Origin of the sequence: Paenibacillus sp. GCM10027627, assembly GCF_042675505.1 — a bacterium.
In the GTDB taxonomy this organism is placed as follows: domain Bacteria; phylum Bacillota; class Bacilli; order Paenibacillales; family Paenibacillaceae; genus Pristimantibacillus.
The window spans coordinates 161,239-179,302 of sequence record NZ_JBHTHB010000001.1 but is presented as its reverse complement, the minus strand read 5'-3'; the positions used below and the strand labels follow the sequence as shown (position 1 = coordinate 179,302).

Genomic DNA, 18,064 nt, shown 5'->3' with positions numbered 1-18,064 from the left:
CTCGCCCATCTAACCTATGTAAACTTCATGAAGCGCAATAAACCATGGTTCAAAACATGTATAAAAAGGTTAGATAAAGAGATTCCAAAAAATAAAACAACTTTAAGGAGAACAATATTATGAAAAAAGCAGCCATCGGAACAATCGCAGCCACTGTTATCGCAGGAGCATCCCTAGTCGGGTATATCGCCACATCGTTTGACGACCGCAACGTCGCGCTAGCCAACCAGCTTGCCAAAAAAGCTGTTCATCAAAAGGACAATGGAGCAGTTGCGCCAAAGCAAGAGGAGTCGTTCCGCAACGTAAAAGCAGAGAAAAAAAGCTTTGTATTTGACCTTAAAGGGGAAGCGAGCGTTTTTGAAGGCACGTACCACTATGCGGTCAAACAAGGGGGCAAAGTGATCGCTTCCGACTTCGGCACAGCTTCCGCTGGCGGCCCTGAATGGGGCAAAATGGAGCAGCGAATCACCATCCCGGCAGACAAGCTTGCCATCGACTTGCCGCTTACGGTAGAACTCTATGAAGTAGACCAAGAAAGCGGCAAGCAAGTCCGCAAAATTTCCATTCCAGTAACTCTTGATACAAACGGAAAAACGTATGAAAACGAGTCTTTCCGCGGACTGAAGCTCCTGCCTGTATCGCTAGAATATACGGTTAAAGGCGAAGCGCAAATGCATGAAGGAACGTTTCACTACAACGTCCTTCAAGGCGGCAAAGTGGTAGCCAATGGCTACGATACTGCCTCGATTGGCGCACCAGATTGGGGAGCAATAGACTCTGTTATTGCGATTGACGCTGCCGGACTGTCCGGCAAAGGTTCTCTAACGCTTGATCTGTTCGGCATGGATGAAGAAAGCGGAAAGCCGGTTGGCAAAAAGTCGATCAGCTTGCCATAAGCCAAAAAATCCGGCATCAAGCAATCCGGATTGTCCTACAGCCAGCGGCGTTTTCGAACGCCGCTTTCCTTGCGGGACGGCATTATTTTATGGAACACTTCCGTATAATTGGAATCGTTTGGCGGAGCATAAATGGAGACTAGGAGGCGATGCGCTATTGTAAACGATACCGAACTGGCAAAACAAGCGATAGCCGGAGATGCCGCCAGCTTCTCCACGCTGATCGAACACGGGCGGGACCGGCTTTATCGGATCGCATTTACCTATGTGCGAAATGAAAATGACGCTCTCGATATTGTACAGGAAGCCGTTTACCGGGCGTTCATCTCTGTACATAAAGTGCGGGAACCGCATTATTTTGGGACGTGGCTAACTAAAATTGCGGTGAATTGCGCGCTTGAACATATACGAAAAGCGAAAAAAACAGTGTTTTTGAATGACGACTACGAAGCCGGCTACGTCAAGGAAGGTACGGAGGAGCATCTCGACTTGCACCGCGCCTTGAACAGTTTGGATGAAAAATCGAGAACGGTCATCGTTTTGAGATATTTTGAGGATTTGCCCTTAAAGGAAGTGGCCGATATCGTCGACATGCCGCTAAGCTCGGTCAAATCGACCGTTTATCGCGCTTTGGCCAAATTGAATATCGATCTGAAAGAGGGGGAAGACGATGAATGATCGAATGAAATTTTTGAAAAAAGAATACGACGACATTAAAATACCGGATCGCCTTGCAGCCGCGACGGAAGCCGCTATTCAGCGAGCGATGGCGGAGCGGGAAAACCATTCCGCAGAACGGGAAAGCGAAATAACAGAGCAGCAGTTCGAAACAGTTGAATCGGAAAAGAAAAAGCGTCATCGCAGCACCCGCCATTTGGCATACCGCTGGGCCAGTAGAGTTGGCGCCGGGACGGCGGCGGCATTTCTTTTGTTTACAGTAAGCATCAATACAATGCCCGCATTTGCAAACAGCCTGGAGCAAATTCCCGGCCTCGGCACGCTTGTCAAAACGCTTCAGTTCGACAAAAACGGCGCACAAGGCGGACAGCTTACGGACAGTACCGACATTAACGTCATTTCGCTGCACAAGCAGGACGGGATGGAACAAATCGTCGTTCATTTCCAGCAGGACGAAGCGGCGCAGCAGTTCGCGAACGCCTTCCATGTCAAATACAGCGAATATCCCGATACGATGACTTTTGCAATCGGGGGAGCCAGACGGTTTAGCGCGGCGCAGGACCTGACTGCCCTTCAGCAAAGCGACTTTATCAAGGATGCTTATGAAATTGTGTCGCTTGACGATTCATTAATTCGGTTTAATGTCACCTTTAAATCGAAAGTCGAGTATGAAGTTCAAGAATACAAAGAGCCTGCCAAAGTGGTGCTCACTATTCGTCCAAGCAAGGAAAGCCAGGAGCGGCCGCCTGTTTATTCGGTTAGAACACCGTCTGTCGCTTACGAAAACTTGCATGAAAAAAGCATTTACGAAGAAACGCTGATGGCGGAAAACGGACTGCGCTTGTTGAAAGACCGAGAAGGCGGCTTTTTCCTTGAGGCCGGTTATTTCAGCAGCCAGCAACAAGCTGAAGCCAAGCTGGCCGAGCTGATGCAATCCTATGGTATGACGCAAGGCGACTTCACAATTGAAAAAAGAACTGCCAACGAACTTCCCAAAGCGCTGCCTTAATGCCTTTTGAGGCGGACGCCGACAACAATGAGGCTGTCCCATAAGTAGGTTTGTTTGCCTGATTAAAACATAAAAACTCGCAAGACGGTGCTCTAGTGGTTTCTCGCAACACTAATTGTTCAAAAAGAGGCTGCGTGATGGCTCTAGTGGTTTCTGACACAACTAATTGTCCAAAAAGAGGCTGCGCGATGGCTCCAGTGGTTTCTGGCACAACTAATTATCCAAAAAGGGGCTGCGCGATGGCTCCAGTGGTTTCTGACACAACTAATTGTCCAAAAAGAGGCTGCGCGAGCTCCCTAGTGGTTTCTCGCACAACTAGGGGCCTCCTCTCAGTCACGGTTGTGCTTTTCCTCAAAATGGGATGTTCCAAAAGAGTAACGACGGATGAGCCAGTTGCACATTCACATCTAGAGCCAAAAAGCCTTCAAAACCACCGCTATAGTGGGTTTGAAGGCTTTTTCTTTAAAACATATCTAGATTTACTCTATTAGTCGGGTGTACACGACCAGCCTTTTATCGTAATTTCCCGTCTTGCGGTCGTACTTTCCGGTGCAAGTAATCAGATGCAGCCGCGCTTCCTCGGTATCTCCAAATATTTGATCGATCGGCGCTGCATTCGTCGGATAGGATTGTGCCATAATCACTTGAAAAAGGAGTGATTTCCCTTCCGCATTCGAAACGACCACATGATCCCCGACCTTCAGACTCGTCAATGAGTAAAAAACCGCTGGCCCTGTCAAATCGTCCACATGGCCGGCCATAACAGCCGTACCGGGCTCACCCGGCATAATGCCAGGTGACAATAATCCGATTGAATGTGCAGATGCAGGCACATCCATTTGTCCATTGTCCAAGATGCCAACGGGTACAACAGAAGCATCAACTCCGATGGATGGAATCGACAACCGACTTGGAAAACCGCCATCTGGGATCCCGGAAGACATTTTTTTGCCCGGAATCAAACTCTCCTTTGGGAGCGGTGTTGCAGCAGCCAATGGGAATGGAGTTGCAACGGCTGAAGGAAGCCGTGTCGCTTCAGTCGAGGGCAACGGTATAGCAGACGATGAAAGCGGCAGAGGGGATGACGGTTTTGAAATGTCGTATGTTTTTGGTTGTGTTTGTGTACAGCCGGAGGAAGCTGTAACAATAAGTAAACAAATTAATATCCAAAAAGGAACTCTCCGTTTTCCGTTTATCATGGCTCTCGTTAAAAAAGGAAAGGAGATACGTATCTCCTTTCCTCTTACTCCTTTTATTCGCTTGCGCCGCCATTGCCTGTTTTCGGCAAGGCATATGGCTTAATGCTTTTGGCATGCAACTTGTGCGCGCGCGCTTTTACTTTATGTTCTTTGGCATGCAATTTTTTCACATGAGCTTTATGTTCTTTGGCATGAAGTTTTTTCTCATGGGCTTTATGCTCAGTGGCATGCATTCTATGCTCATGAGCCTTATGCTTGCTTGGCTCTACATATGAAGATGCCGATGCGGTAGCGGCTGCGACTGTAAAAAACAAACATGTAGACATAATGGCAAGTGCGATTTTCTTCATTTCAATAACCACCTCGTCGTCGGTTTATTTCCCCACGAATTAGAGTGTCCCATATCGTCTCGATTATGATGGAAATCTCATTGAAATGCTTGGATATATATCGCTTCATAAGTAGCGGCAACTCCATCGCCCAACCTAAATTTATCGTCGTACGCCCCATACATGTCTTCAAACAATCGGCGCAAGCTGAGCCCCTCCACCATCCCTGCTTCCGTCGTGCTCGCTCCCATTCCTTTTATGGAATGAAGAAGCTTCCTAGGCGAAGCATACTGTTCCGTCATCAGCTCCTGCAAAAGCTGAAATCGTTCATATCCCCCGGCTGCCAGCAGCCTCTGCCATTCCGTCGCAGAACAAAATGTCAGCCCATGCCGCTGCGGTTTCAAGCCTTGAGCCAAATATGCGTCGCCAAAAGCTTGATGAAGCTCGCGAAACGTATCTGGGCCAAAGGTTGCGAACGCAAGCCGGCCAGATGGTTTAAGCAGCTTGCGAAGATGCTTCAGCGTTTTTCCAGCGTCGTGCAGCCATTGAAAACATGCGCTCGATACAATGAGATCAAAAACGGCTGGAGAAGCATCGACAGACCACTTCTCAACATCTGCTTGAAGGAAACGAACAGCAGCTCCTTGAAACGTTCCGCTAATCCTTCGTTCCGCTGCATGAAGCATGTTGGAAGAAAGATCGAGAGACAAAACTGTGGCATCGGGCCACTTTCGGATGAGCCGCTCCGTTAACGCTCCCGTCCCACAACCAATTTCCAATATATGAAAAGGAGCTTTCCCAGCAACAGTTGGCATTGGATTTGTATCCCCTTCGGTAATGACCCCCATAAGTCGATCTGTCATCATCCGCTGGATATGGGCATGACCGTCATAGCAGCCAGAAGCTTGGTTAAATCGTCGCTGAATGTTGATTGCGTTTAGGTTCATTCCACCAGTCCCGTATCCTTCCCGCCAGTTCGGTTTCACGATTTAAAAAAGGAACATGTCCGCCGCCAAATATTTGAATGAAGCTTGACAAAGGAAGCTCGCGATGCAACAGCTCAGCAGCTCCGAATGGACAAATCCGATCAGCCGAGCCATGAATCAACAACACGGGACAATCAATTTCAGGCAGCATAGGCAAATAGTTCTCCGCTCGCAAAATGTGCAAACCAGCCTCAAGCGCCTCGACCGACCAGCTTCCTCCCTCCGGCAGCTTTGCGCCGAAACCGCTCTCTCTCTCCCAATCGCTAATCAGCATATCGCGAAATTTACGTTCCACGCCTTCCCGGTCTACTCGAAGTCCCGCTAGCATCCTTCTTACATAACCATCGGCCCAGCCAAGCTCCCCATCTCTATCTGCGCGAAGGAACCGTCCGGTCGCGCCAAACAGTGCAAGCCCCTTCGTTAAACCGTTCGCCGCAAGGCCCAAAGCAAGCAAGCCCCCCATTGACCAGCCCGCAATGAGCGGCGGCGATTGAGAAAGCTTTGTTGCTGCAACCGTGGCGGCCAGCGCCTTCTCGCGAATATCGGAAGGACCCACTGCATCGCTGAAATCGACAAAAAAATGATGAAAATCCGGCAGCTTCGCAGCAAGAGAAGCAAATGCATCATACGGCATGCTCCAGCCTGTCAGCCAGACAATCGCTTGACCTTGTCCACTCTTTTGTAACGCATAATTTTCGCTCAAGATGTCAACACTCCCAAATGACGTCCGACTCGTATAATGCGGTCTGCCGCATCCGTCAGCTCCTGCTCCGTATGGGCAGCCGTTAATGAAAAGCGGATGCGGGCCGTGCCGTCAGGCACAGTTGGGGGCCGAATCGCTACAGCCAATATGCCCTCTGCTTCCAACGCATCGGCAAACTGCAGCGCCAATCCGTTATCTCCGGCCATGATTGGAACGATCGGAGAGTCACCGCGACCAACCTGAAAGCCGGCTTCCGCAAGTTTGGTGCGGAAAAGCTCGGCAAGCGCAAACAGCTTATGACGGCGCCCTTGCCCGGATTGGACTAGCTCCAGCGACTTGTAAATACCGGCGATGACCGAAGGCGGCAATGCCGTCGAATAAATAAGCGGCTTCGCCTTGTTGATCAGCCATCGAATCAACGTTTCATTTCCGCATACATATGCTCCGTATATGCCAAACGCTTTGCTGAAAGTGCCCATGTGAATATCGATTTCTTGATGAAGACCGAGGCAATGGGCCAAGCCTTCGCCCTTTTCTCCATAGACGCCGCCGCTATGAGCTTCGTCCACCATAAGCATCGCTCCGTAGTCGCGTTTGAGCAACACCAGCTGTTCCAGCGGCGCCCGGTCGCCGTCCATCGAAAAGACGGCATCCGTTACGATCAATTTACGCCGCCGATCCCGGTGACGGGCAAGCAAATATTTCAAATGTTCCATATCGTTATGACGATAGCGGATATACTCCGCCCGGCTCAGTACGATGCCGTCCACCATACTGGCATGATTCAATCGGTCGCTGAATACGACATCGTTTCGACCGACAAGCGCAGGAATGAGGCCTGAATTCGCCATATAGCCGTTTGAGAATACGAGCGCCGCTTCAGTTCTCTGCCAAACGGCAAGCTCATCCTCCAGCGTTTTGAATATGGCCCGGTTTCCTGCAACCAAACGAGATGAACCGGAACCCGCACCTTCCATAACGAGTGCTTCGTTCATCGCCTCAATAATAGAAGGATGTTGAGACAGACCTAAATAGTCGTTGGAGGATAAATGAAGAAGCGGCTTCCCTTCACGCTTGCCATAGCCCGGGCAGCCAAACACGGCTGTAAACGGCTTCAATTTACGCTCTTGATCCCCCTCTTTTAATCGATCCAGTTCCTCTTCGATCCATTTCATCCGCGTCTACCGCCTCACAGTGCATTCAGCTCCACTTCGAATCCCAAATCTTCTATGATCTCATGATCGGCAGTTACATCCTGTCCTTCCGTCGTTAAGTAGTCACCGACAAAAAGCGAATTGGCTGCATAAAGCGAAAGCGGCTGCAATGAACGAAGATTGACTTCTCTTCCTCCCGCAACGCGGATTTCTTTTTTCGGACAAATAAAGCGGAACAAAGCCAGCACCTTCAGCGCTTTCATCGGCAAGGTCCGGCCCGCCTTCTCTAGCGGAGTTCCCGGTATCGCGTTCAAAAAGTTGATCGGAATCGAGTCGGCATCCAGCTCGCGCAAGGCGTAAGCCATCTCGACGATTTCCTGGTCGGACTCGCCCATGCCGATAATGACGCCTGAGCAAGGCGACATGCCGTACGATTTTGCTTTTTCAACCGTTTCCACCCGTTGGTCGTATGTATGCGTAGTCGTAATAGACGGATAATTGGCTTTGCTTGTATTTAAATTATGGTTGTACCGATGCACGCCCGCATCCGCGAGCCGCTCCGCTTGGCCTTCCTTCAAAATGCCGAGACAAGCGCAAATTTTTAGCGGCATAGTATCACGAATCTCTTTCACCGCTTCGATCACTTGATCAAGCTCCTTCGGCGTTGGCCCTTTTCCGGATGCGACAATGCAATACGTGCCTGCTTGGCGGTTCAACGCTTCCCTCGCTCCGGCAAGCAGCGTTTCTTTGTCGAGCATGGAATATTTTTTGACCGGAGCCGTCGAGACGATCGATTGGGAGCAATAGCCGCAGTCTTCGGGGCATAACCCGCTTTTGGCATTAATGATCATATTGAGCTTTACTTTTTTGCCGTAATAGTGCTTGCGCACTTGAAAAGAAGCCTGCATAAGCGGCAATACCTCTTCGTTGTCCGCTTGAAGCACAGCCATCCCCTCTTCCAGCGTCAAACATTGTCCGTCAAGCGCCTTCTTCGCAAACATCCCCCAGTTGCCTACTTCAACAGCATTCATACCTTATTCCTCCTCGAATTGAATTCACCCAGCAAAGTTTCGCTTATCCTCTTAAGCTGCAAGTTTTGCCGAGCGGCGGCAGCTAGCTTCTCAGTCGTCAAAAAGGCTCCAATATACGGAAAATGGCCGAGTACGGGCACTTTTCCGTATCTTTCGATCATTTCGGCGTTGCCGGATACACTTGGATCGCCGTCTGCCGCCGCTCTCTTTCCGTCGTTCAAGATGACCCCGGTAATCGGAATCCCTTTTTGCCTCAAACAAGAGATCGTCAGCAGCGTATGATTGACCGTTCCAAGGGTTGAGCGGGCAACAATGAGCACAGGCAAGCCTAGCTCCGCCATCAGGTCCAGTACTAGTCCGTCTTCGGCAAGCGGCACCAGCACTCCGCCCGCACCTTCGACAAGCAGCGCGTCATACCGCTTTGCAAGCGGCCTGCCCGCTTCCGTTATGGATTCAAGTGTCAGAGACATTCCGGACTTCTGAGCGGCTGCATAAGGAGCAAGCGGCGCAGCGAATGAATAAGGCGCAACGGCTTCCGGCCGTTCAGCTATTCCCGAATAGGCGATTAACCGTTCGGCATCGGTGTGGCCAAGTCCGATTGAGGCGCCGGATTGAACCGGTTTCCAAACGCCCAGTTTCAGCCCCTCGTCACGCAAAGCGGCTACGATGGCGCCCGTCACTACCGTCTTGCCGATGTCCGTATCCGTTCCTGCTACGAATAACCCGCGCCACCCGCTCATGCGCCAGCTCCGATTTCCGTCACGTCGATGATCGCTTGCGACAAAATATCCGTCATCGCGGCAAGCTCGGCTTCCGTGCTGGAAAGCGGAGGAATAAATACGATGACGTTTCCAAGCGGTCTGGTGAGCATGCCAAGCTCCCTTGCCCGCATTGATGCCCGCACTCCGATTCGCTCCGTCCATTCGTAAGACTCGCCAGTTTCCTTATCACGCACCAGCTCGATTCCAATCATAAGCCCTTTCTGACGAATTTCGGCTACATGAGGACGATCCAGCAGTGGCGATAGCTGTTGCTCCACAAAGGAGGCTTTCGCTTTGACTCCCTCAATCATGTTTCGCTCCTCAAACAGCTTCAGACTAGCGAGCGCCACAGCGCAGCCGAGCGGGTTTCCGGTATACGAATGACCGTGGAAAAACGTTTTTTTCTCCGCATAATCGGCGTAGAACGCCTTGTAAATGTCGTCGGTCGCAAGCGTCGCGGCCACGGGTAAATAGCCGCCGGTCAGCCCTTTCCCTACGACCATCAAATCGGGCGTTACTCCCTCCAGCTCGCAGGCGAACATGGCTCCCGTCCGGCCAAAGCCGGTCGCCACTTCGTCGGCGATAAGCAAAACGCCATACCTTTTGCACATAACTGCAATTTCATGCAAGCAGCTCGGCGGCATCACTTGAATGCCGCTAGCCCCTTGAACAATCGGCTCCACAATAAGCGCCGCGATTTCATCCGCCCGGTTGTCCAGCAAACGGACCAATTCGGCGAGCGTAGTTTCCATAGACTGTTCGGGCGACCCTGCTAGACGGCTTGAGCTAGGGTACGGAATTTTCTGAGCCGAAAACAACATCGGACGGAACGTTTCGTGATAGAGCGGAATCGCCCCCACGCTGACCGCGCCTATCGTATCGCCATGATAAGCTTCGTTCATCGTAATAAACGTCTTTTTTTCGTGGAATCCGCGATTATGCCAATATTGAAAAGCCATCTTGATAGCAATTTCAACTCCAGTCGCCCCGGAGTCCGAATAAAACACTTTGTTTAAGCCTTCAGGAGCGATGGATACCAGCTTCTCCGCCAGCTCAATCGCCGGTATGTTGGCCATGCCAAGCAGTGTGGAATGAGCTACTTTTTCCAGTTGATCGGCTATCGCCCTGTTTAATTCCGGGACATTATGTCCATGCACATTGAGCCAAACGGAGGAAAAACCATCGTAATACGCTCTGCCATGGACATCAAAAAGCATAACGCCCTCCCCTCGTTCAATAATGAGCGGATCGGAGTCATTGTAATCTTTCATTTGTGTAAAAGGATGCCAAAGATAGCGTTTATTTAGATCGGCAAGCTGCTCATAACGTGTTGTCATGCGGGAAGGCCTCCCTTAGATTGTCAAAATCATCGAAATTAATTGTTAACCAGTTTAAATTAATTATAGGTTTACAATAACGTTGCCATTCTAGCAAAACATGGCGTCCCTGTAAAGATATTATTCTTCTCTGAGTCCCATGAAACTCGATATCTTTCCTCTAAAATAAAAAAATAGAAGATTCGCCTCATAAAAGAGGCTTCCAAAAAAGAAATGGCGATGCAAGGAGTCCCTGCATCGCCATTCCTTTATTTATGCTGTTTTTTAATCGCATGAACGATCTCGTTGAGCAGAAATATCTGCTTTTGAGATCGTCCCATTAGCTATACGATCCTAAACGTAACCCTATCGTCTCTATCTGTTTTAATTCGGGCTGACACTAATGAAATATGCGTCAGTGCAAATAAGGAATTAGTGACGCCTAACGCAACCAAACCATAAGGGTTTTGTACCTTAAATGGAAAGCTCGAGACGATTTTGTACAAATTCGCAAAAAAGTTTGACGAAAACCTCATGTTATTGGATCGATTTTTATCCTCGCCAGCAAATTGAACACATCCCGCAATGGTTAAGCCCAAATAACACAACACAGAAAAGCTGCGTGTCCAAGGCTTATACTCTTCCTTATACGCTCCAATGCCGACAGAAACCAGTCTCGCGGAAGAAACGCATATGGTAGCGAGCAAATAATTATTTATCGCTGTTTCTCCTTCTTTCATGGTAGATTTTGCGTTTGCCATGATCATAGCAATGGAAATGCCGGAAAACACCGATTCTCCGATCATATATTTTTTGGCTGAAAGCGTACTGCTTATTCCACCGCCGTCAGGCGCAACCGCTCCGCCCGCCCCGGAGGCATACTTAATCAAATTGATGTCGGCAAATATCATTTCAAAGAAACGGGCTACGGCGTAAGTAATCCCGATCGCGTCGTTCGTCTCGATGTAATCCTTTTCCCCTCTCAATAACGAAGCTTGAGGCAAATTGGCAGAGCTGCCTGTCACCAACCGGCTCATATCCTCTTTTTGCGGAACAAATAACTGTTCGTTTGAGAGCGAATCGCCTGTTGCAATCCGATAGATGATACGAGTTGGAATGGCCAAAATTAATGTAAATACACGCAGCAAGGACAGCTTCCGATCGCCGATAATAAGTTCCAGCAAGGTGGACAATATCGGAACATCCACTTCTTCATTGAGCAGGTCTTTCATCGCTTTTACAAGAACACCGGTCAAATTCAGAATGGCCTCCACTCCGTTTTTCACCGTTTCAATAGAAGCGACGGCAATAATCTCGAATATTTTTGTGAAAATATCTCCAATCGCCATATCCGGTATCTTTTCCACAAAAGTTTCAAGCATTTGATGAATCGCGGATTCGGCAATAAACATCTCCTGTTGAACCAACGTCTTTAGTGCGCTCTCAATTTGCTGAATGACCGACTTGTCTCCACGATCCGCTCCGCCTGAACCACCGCCGCCCAAAAAAAAGTTACCGTGCATAATATGGTACATCGGCCAGTTGATTAACGGGTTTTGAAAGATAGAAGCGCCCCCCGCGGAAGCCTTTTCGTTCGCTTTATCTTTGAACTTTGCGACGATGGAAGGATCGGCAATTTTATGTTCAAGAGCGGTCAGCGTATCGCCAATCGCTGCGCTTACGGCGGGGATAGCTTCTGTAAGCGAGTCAAGATAACCGTTGAATACGTCCATTAGCCGGTCGCTCGTCTCTAAAATATCCGTCCAACCGAGCAGGCGCCCTAGCCATTCCAAAATTTTATTCAGGTCGATGCCTACCAGCTTCAGCACCCAGTTCAGAGCTTTAAATACACATCCAAGCGTCTTAAGCGCGATATTCATTACTTTGCCCGCTAAGTTCAGCGCCAGCATAAGACCGTCCTCGACTTTCCGAATGACAAAGCTTACGCCTTCCTGCAAATAAGTAACTCCATCGCGAACATACTTGATGCCCGCTTCAAACGCATGCTCAATAGAATGAAGCAAGTCGCCAGTAAAGGAAATAATGTCGTCGAACACATCTCCAAGTAAAGCATCTCCCATCAACACATGCCCCTCATTTTTAGGGGCGTACGGCTGCAGCAATCCGTTCTTCACTTTCATACCCGCCGCAAAGCCTGAAGGCAAATGCGAAACGTTGATCAGACCTGTATGTTTGACCGTCTTGTCCGTCACCGATACGAAGGTGTTTGAGGACGGAATAGCGCTCTCCATTAATGAGGTTCCGGCACCCGTAATTTGCGTTACACTTTGCGCTACGCCGTTTAATGTGCTTTGATCCAGATTGCTGGAAAGGACCGGTTTGCCGTCTGAAGTGACCGCATTTTTCAAATCGTCCCCGCTCTTAATCGCTTGAAGCCCTTTATGAATACGGCCGTTGGGGTAAATGTTCAACGTTTTATCGAGAAAGTCAGCCTCAATGTGAAAGATAGCGGATGATATATCCGATGTCATTTGGACAATGGTGACATTCCCCATCCTATCCGTTTCAATTTCCGCCGCATTATCCATATCCAGACTATACGTCAAGCCGTTAATCCCGGCGTACATCCATTCTGAGGAAGTCATTTGAAGCTTCTGCTGGGCCAGCGGCTTCCCTCTTTCGTCCGTCAGGTTAATATGAGTCGTGAAGGAATTGAACTCTATACATTTATCGGACCCGGCAAAATGAAGCACTCTCTGCTGCCATAACGTAGAGGAAGGGTCCTGCCAATAGTGCGTTACGCTTTGATCCTGGTTAACTAGAAACAGCTCGTTTGCAAGCTTCAGGCTGCTGCGGATCGGCGCAAGATGGATAGCCGTATTACTAAACAAGACCGGATCGTTCCACGTGTATGTGCGGCCCTTTTTCCCGTAAATGTAATAGAGCTTATTCGGGCTGCACATCGCCCAAATCGAAATATTTTCATGATCTTCCTTAACGATGACTTCATGGACATCGCGAATTTTGTCCGTTACCTTCTGCATCCCTTTGATTTTGGAGTCTTTAAATAAATAAATGCCGGTATTCGTGCCTACAAAAATGTCCGAGGACAGAAGAAGCGGATTCGATTGGACGCCGGTCGGCGTGGCGATACAGTTGTATTTCAAACCTTGAAATTCCGTCGGTATTTTTTGATTGCCCGGACTGTAGTCATAGTGCATGGAACCAAGCATTTTGTTCGCAATCGTCGTACATTCAAGCGTTTGCGAATTGCCTATTTTATAAAGAAAGAAAATGCCGCGTTGACCGAACGCATAGCCGATAGACATATCCATCAGACTGTCCGGGTGCTGGTTAACGTTTTGAGGAAACTCGCACTTTACCGCAGCCGCTGTTGCCGCGTCTACTTGATAGTAATATTTAGGTCCGTTAATATGGCCGGAAACAATGACAAGAGGAGCTTGTCCATCGTCCGAAGTGCCAATGATCATTTTTTCGGCCGAAAACCCTTTATCCGCTCCAGCTATCGGTTTGGCCAACGCTCTGAATGCCTTCCAATCTACTTGCGAATAATCGTTTGAAATCATCGGGGCTATAAATAAATCGGTGACGGCCTCATTAGACTTGCTCAATGCAACGCAAACGGTAATGTTGCCGCTATTATCCTGCGATACGGCAAACGTTCTGGCAGTAGCATACTCGGGAAATCCTTCGCTTAAATCAATTGCCGTAAATCCTACCGCCGACGCCTCGTCGTATTTGAGCAAATGGAATTTGGCGTCTGTGCCGATCGTAAAGATCATCGGTTTGCCCCCGCTGTCCTGCACAACGCATATGTTTTTGGTTGGCTCCAGAATCGAGGAAGGCATTTGGTTTTTCATGAGCTCGCTTGAAATATGAATGATGGCCTGCCGGCCGCCGTCGCCTTGCGACATTGGCATCGTTATCCGATCAGCGGAATGATTTTGATCCATGGAAAGGGGGAGCCTCCTTTATGTTCTAATGGACTGAAACCGATTAGTTTTCAGCCTTATACGTCAATTGAAGCGAAAAATTGCCTTCATTGTCGGATGAAGGATTTTTGAAATAAAACACTTGGCCGGCAGGAAGAATAATCGTTGTTTTACACACGTTCGAGAGATTTCCAAACACGACGCCGATATTTCCAATACCAGGAGTATCCAGCTTGAATGCCCCATCGAGCAGATCGTTGAAGAAATCCACTGCCGTAAATAGAGTAAGTTTATCGAGAACAAATTTGAGAATATCACCAATTACGGAAAACGCTTTAGCGCAATCGTTTTTGCCGGAATCGGATGAGGAGTTATCGATTTTGAAGTTGTTTGTGATGGACAGAACCGGATTGTTGTTGTCAACCGATGCAATTAACGAAACCGTTCCGCTCCAGTCGACACTCCCCCCTGCGTAGGCATGAGCAGTACAGAAGCCCATATTCCTCGATACATCTTTATACAAGGCAATATGCCCTTTAAAGTTGAAATCAAGCTTGGACTGGGCGAAATCGTTTACAACGGTAACCGAAAACGTGTTGACGTATTGGTTGTCTCCGGAATTGACGTCCGAAATATTGTAAGTAAACCCATACGTGCCATCGGAATTGACGAATGCTTTCTTCGCGTTGTTGTAGTCGTTTCCCACACCTACATTGATCATATCTTTAATATTGTTATAGATTTGTGTACTCATTTGATCAAAAACGGGCTTTAGAAAAAACTCTTCCACTAGGACGGCATGCGAATAAATCATCTTTGCGTCGCACTGCTCCGATGTTCCAATCCAGTTGGTGTCGAACGTCCCAGGCGTGCCGGAAATAGAGCCGTGTCCGCCCTTAGTGGCGAGAACAAAGTTTAATGTGCTCATGTCCTGATTGGCAGAATCATGATACATTGTAAAAGTTGTCCCTATCGGTTTGAGCGAATCGGGTACTTGCAAGTGTTCGGGCACGGCCGTTTCAGGGGTTTGGCTTACTGCATAACCTAAAATATAGGGATTGCCCTTCTCTTGAAGCTCTTTTAAATAAAATTGCATAAATAGTATAAATTGCTGGCAGCCGGAGTCTCCCGCTTCTTTCCCCGTATCCGTATGCGCCGGCTCAAACCTCAGAAGGTCGACGGATTCAAAGTCCATAAACAGAGAACTTACGGAAAACATATTGTCTATGAAATTATAAAGCTGATTTTTGACGAGATCAGGCACCGCGTTGCTTTTGGACAATGCATCCTTCTCCACCGTCTTTAAATCCAAATTAATGCTGACCCCGTATTTCCAATCGGTCATATCGTAAGCGACTAGTTCCGCAAACCGTCCTACGCCGTTCCACAAATAAGCCGTTCCCGATAAGAAATGGAGCACAAATACAATATTCGAACCGTTCTCTACAATGTCAATCTGCGGGTGGATCATTCCGTCGATGTATGCGTTTATTGGGGTGCCGTCCCCATTTTTCGGAATCTCGTCCGCGGATTCCAAAACTTGATAGGTATAATTTTTTGCGACGAGATCTATACCTTGAGCAACAATGAACTGCGGACGAATGACGTCCATTTGCATAAGATGAGTAAGCTGGTCGTTAATCGTCTTTTGGGTAACGGATACGACCATGTCGTATTGCTCAAAAATAAGGTTGTTTTTCATAACCGATTCAGCCTCCATTGTTAAAGTTGGTTCCTTCTAAAACTAGCAATTGTTATAATTCCACTAGATACAAACGCTCCGCCACGCGCTCACCCTTTCTCTGAAAGACGGCATCTCTACCTTTAAGTTTATAATAGACAAATAAAAGAATAATGAAAGAATATTCCACAAAAACCAAAAAACCGCGCAGCGTCCAGCCTTAGCGGTTTTTACTTTTTTTTCAACTAAAAAGAAGCGCCCTTGACCGTTGAGCCAAGAGCGCTTCTTTTTGGAATGGACTGCTATGACCGATTACAAATCCGACCAGCGCGCAACGGCAACCGGAACCGTATTTGTACTGCTCGATACAGTGTACAGCCGTGGAGAGACATACCCTCCGCTGTTGTTTGTTTCCATAGTGCCCCATGTTCCTCTGCTGAAATTGTAGTTAATCGTTGTTCCAATTGGAATATTGAGCGTAATGGTGTACGTTCCATTGGTTTGCTTGGTCAGCTTGAAGTTCGGGTCGTTAACCGACCAGCTATTATTGTAGCCATGCACATACATATAAATTGCGGCATTGGCGGGCGTGTTCGCAGGAACACTCACCACAAACGTTTGACCTAGCTGCTGCTGCGGACTCGTCGTGACGGAAACGGATTGGCTTGCCGCAGAAACGTTGCCAGCCGCGTCTTTTGCTTTGACCGCAAAGGTATAGGTCGTCGAGCCTGTCAATCCGGAAGCCGCAAAGGAAGTTCCCGCTGCCGTTCCGACCTTAAGACCGTTTCGGAAAATGTCGTATCCCGTCACTCCAACGTTGTCAGTGGAAGCCGACCATGTCAATTGGACGCTGTTTGAAGTGACGTTCGATGCAGCCAAATTTAATGGAGCGCTTGGAGCAGCAGTGTCGCCCGTTGTCGCCGCCGGTGCAGGCATATGATCGATAATATTTTTTAAATTAGGCATATATCCAATCTGATCTGCGCCGGGATTAGCTGAAGGCGTATTCCAGCTCGTATTTCTGAGGAAGCTGCGCACCTCCTCGGGGCTGTAAGGCTTGCCGTACTGAGCTTTGGCTATGCCTTGCAAGGAGATAACGGCCGACGTAACGATTGGAGAAGCGGACGATGTGCCGGCGAAATACGTGGTATAGCCCGTCGTAGAGTTTAAGTCGATTGCGCTTAGCGTATGAACATTTTCTCCGTATCCGTAACTGTCGATTCGATTGCCGAAGCTGGAGAAATACATCCGGTCATGCGGTACGGCTGAAGAGGCCGCCCCTACCATAACGGCGCCGGAATCTCTGAAATCGGGACTATTGCGATTTAATATATATTTGCCGTTATGATCCTGATACGTATCCAGGTTGACAGAGCCGTTCGCTCCCGCTTCGACTACAGTAATGCCTTGGTCGGTCGCATAACGAATGGCGTCAAATTCCGCCTGAAACACTTCCATCGGCACCCATTGGCCGTTTGAAGTGCTGGACACGCTCTGCACCTCTATTAAAATAACGTCGCCCCTCTGTAGAACAGGCACCGATGTCAAAATAGCTTCCGCGATATTGCTCGATCCGTCCAGCCTTCTCCAGGAGTTGATTTTGGGAGTCGCCTTATTGGCTAATCCGGCATGGCCAATAGCATTGTCTACTGCGGAGATAACGCCTAATACCGAAGAACCGTGACTTGCGGAGGTAGGCATTAGCACGCTTGGCAACGCTTGAATATTGTGCGCGGCCAAATCCTCGTGTTGAAGAGCCCAGCCTTGTTCTACATCGACATAAGTTATACCTTTGCCGTCGCCGCCTTCGAACTGCCATGCATAGGGGGAGTTAATTCCTTCCGGAGCAGCTTGTCCATAAGCCTGATTCGCGAAAAGCGGATCGTCTCCGTGCTGTACCGGAGTTGTATTGGGAGCATAAGGAACGACTGGATCGGAAATAGCCGTTGGAGCCAAATAAGCCGTTTCGACAAGCGCAGATTTGTTTAGCCCCGCGAGCAGCTTAGCCACATCTGTTCCCTTTGGAACTTCAGAGGTGAAGTAACGTTGGAACACTTCTGTCCGGCTGTCTTTCACTAACGCAGCATCGCTAAAAGAATCAAAAAGCCGGTTCAGCTTTAAATCACCGAATTGGGACAATAGACTCGTAACAGAGGCATCTCCCAAAGCGCGCAGGGACTGCTCCGCACCGTCAGCGTAAGTGACGTTCACGCCTTCTTTGAACTTAATGACGATTTGGTCCGAGGATTGGACCACAGCTTCTTTCCCCCCGGCTGCCGAGGAGTCCACCGCATAAACGGGTCCGTTGCCGCCAATCAGCGACACTAGTAAGGCAACTGCTAATACAAAACGTCCAAAATTTCCCTTTAACATCTTCCATCTCTCCTACTCTTTTATCTATCTCTTT

15 protein-coding genes are annotated in these 18,064 nt (G+C 48.7%); 4 read left to right on the top strand and 11 right to left on the bottom strand.

What is annotated here, in order from left to right; all coding sequences use genetic code 11:
- Positions 1-119: 119 nt before the first annotated feature.
- The 3 genes from ACFQZE_RS00800 to ACFQZE_RS00790 all read left to right on the top strand — a co-directional run bounded on the left by ACFQZE_RS00800 (position 120) and on the right by ACFQZE_RS00790 (position 2,583).
- Entirely contained in the window at positions 120-896 is a 777-nt protein-coding gene (locus ACFQZE_RS00800; protein ID WP_379352645.1) for a Gmad2 immunoglobulin-like domain-containing protein, read from the top strand.
- Between the two features lie 132 nt (positions 897-1,028).
- A complete protein-coding gene (locus tag ACFQZE_RS00795; RefSeq protein WP_379352643.1) occupies positions 1,029-1,574 on the top strand; it encodes a sigma-70 family RNA polymerase sigma factor in 546 nt (181 codons plus the stop codon).
- On the top strand, positions 1,567-2,583 hold the full coding sequence (locus ACFQZE_RS00790) for a DUF4179 domain-containing protein (RefSeq protein ID WP_379352641.1): 1,017 nt from the start codon (positions 1,567-1,569) through the stop codon (positions 2,581-2,583). Before ACFQZE_RS00795 ends, ACFQZE_RS00790 begins: the two co-directional genes overlap by 8 nt.
- 479 nt (positions 2,584-3,062) lie before the next feature.
- Here ACFQZE_RS00790 and ACFQZE_RS00785 read toward each other — a convergent pair whose 3' ends face one another.
- Complete coding sequence (locus ACFQZE_RS00785) at positions 3,063-3,488, bottom strand: class F sortase (RefSeq protein WP_379352639.1); 426 nt, start codon at positions 3,486-3,488, stop codon at positions 3,063-3,065.
- Here ACFQZE_RS00785 and ACFQZE_RS00780 point away from each other — a divergent pair.
- Positions 3,472-3,885 carry a hypothetical protein gene (locus ACFQZE_RS00780; RefSeq protein ID WP_379352637.1) on the top strand — a complete coding sequence of 138 codons (414 nt, stop codon included), beginning with the start codon at positions 3,472-3,474 and terminating at the stop codon, positions 3,883-3,885. The genes ACFQZE_RS00785 and ACFQZE_RS00780 overlap by 17 nt on opposite strands.
- Here ACFQZE_RS00780 and ACFQZE_RS00775 read toward each other — a convergent pair.
- The 10 genes from ACFQZE_RS00775 to ACFQZE_RS00730 form a co-directional block, all read right to left on the bottom strand.
- Positions 3,836-4,132, bottom strand: coding sequence for a hypothetical protein (locus ACFQZE_RS00775; protein ID WP_379352635.1), 297 nt, complete (start codon positions 4,130-4,132; stop codon positions 3,836-3,838). The two genes, ACFQZE_RS00780 and ACFQZE_RS00775, sit on opposite strands and share 50 nt — an antisense overlap.
- A gap of 77 nt (positions 4,133-4,209) precedes the next feature.
- Positions 4,210-5,058 (bottom strand): malonyl-ACP O-methyltransferase BioC, encoded by an 849-nt coding sequence (bioC, locus tag ACFQZE_RS00770; RefSeq protein WP_379352633.1) that lies wholly within the window; start codon positions 5,056-5,058, stop codon positions 4,210-4,212.
- Positions 5,021-5,800 carry an alpha/beta hydrolase gene (locus ACFQZE_RS00765; RefSeq protein WP_379352631.1) on the bottom strand — a complete coding sequence of 260 codons (780 nt, stop codon included), beginning with the start codon at positions 5,798-5,800 and terminating at the stop codon, positions 5,021-5,023. The genes bioC and ACFQZE_RS00765 overlap by 38 nt, the downstream gene beginning before the upstream one ends.
- A complete protein-coding gene (bioF, locus tag ACFQZE_RS00760) occupies positions 5,797-6,975 on the bottom strand; it encodes an 8-amino-7-oxononanoate synthase (RefSeq protein ID WP_379352628.1) in 1,179 nt (392 codons plus the stop codon). The genes ACFQZE_RS00765 and bioF overlap by 4 nt, the downstream gene beginning before the upstream one ends.
- A gap of 14 nt (positions 6,976-6,989) precedes the next feature.
- Positions 6,990-7,985, bottom strand: a complete 996-nt coding sequence (gene bioB, locus ACFQZE_RS00755) for a biotin synthase BioB (RefSeq protein ID WP_379352626.1) — start codon at positions 7,983-7,985, stop codon at positions 6,990-6,992.
- Positions 7,982-8,725 (bottom strand): dethiobiotin synthase, encoded by a 744-nt coding sequence (gene bioD / locus ACFQZE_RS00750; protein ID WP_379352624.1) that lies wholly within the window; start codon positions 8,723-8,725, stop codon positions 7,982-7,984. Before bioD ends, bioB begins: the two co-directional genes overlap by 4 nt.
- A complete protein-coding gene (bioA, locus tag ACFQZE_RS00745; RefSeq protein ID WP_379352622.1) occupies positions 8,722-10,083 on the bottom strand; it encodes an adenosylmethionine--8-amino-7-oxononanoate transaminase in 1,362 nt (453 codons plus the stop codon). Before bioA ends, bioD begins: the two co-directional genes overlap by 4 nt.
- 323 nt (positions 10,084-10,406) lie before the next feature.
- Positions 10,407-13,997: a hypothetical protein gene (locus tag ACFQZE_RS00740; protein ID WP_379352620.1), complete on the bottom strand. Its 3,591-nt coding sequence runs from the start codon at positions 13,995-13,997 to the stop codon at positions 10,407-10,409.
- Between the two features lie 43 nt (positions 13,998-14,040).
- The gene (locus ACFQZE_RS00735; protein WP_379352618.1) at positions 14,041-15,678 is read right to left on the bottom strand and encodes a hypothetical protein; all 1,638 of its coding nucleotides are present in this window, start codon (positions 15,676-15,678) and stop codon (positions 14,041-14,043) included.
- Between the two features lie 291 nt (positions 15,679-15,969).
- A complete protein-coding gene (locus ACFQZE_RS00730) occupies positions 15,970-18,030 on the bottom strand; it encodes a fibronectin type III domain-containing protein (RefSeq protein ID WP_379352616.1) in 2,061 nt (686 codons plus the stop codon).
- Positions 18,031-18,064: the final 34 nt, after the last annotated feature.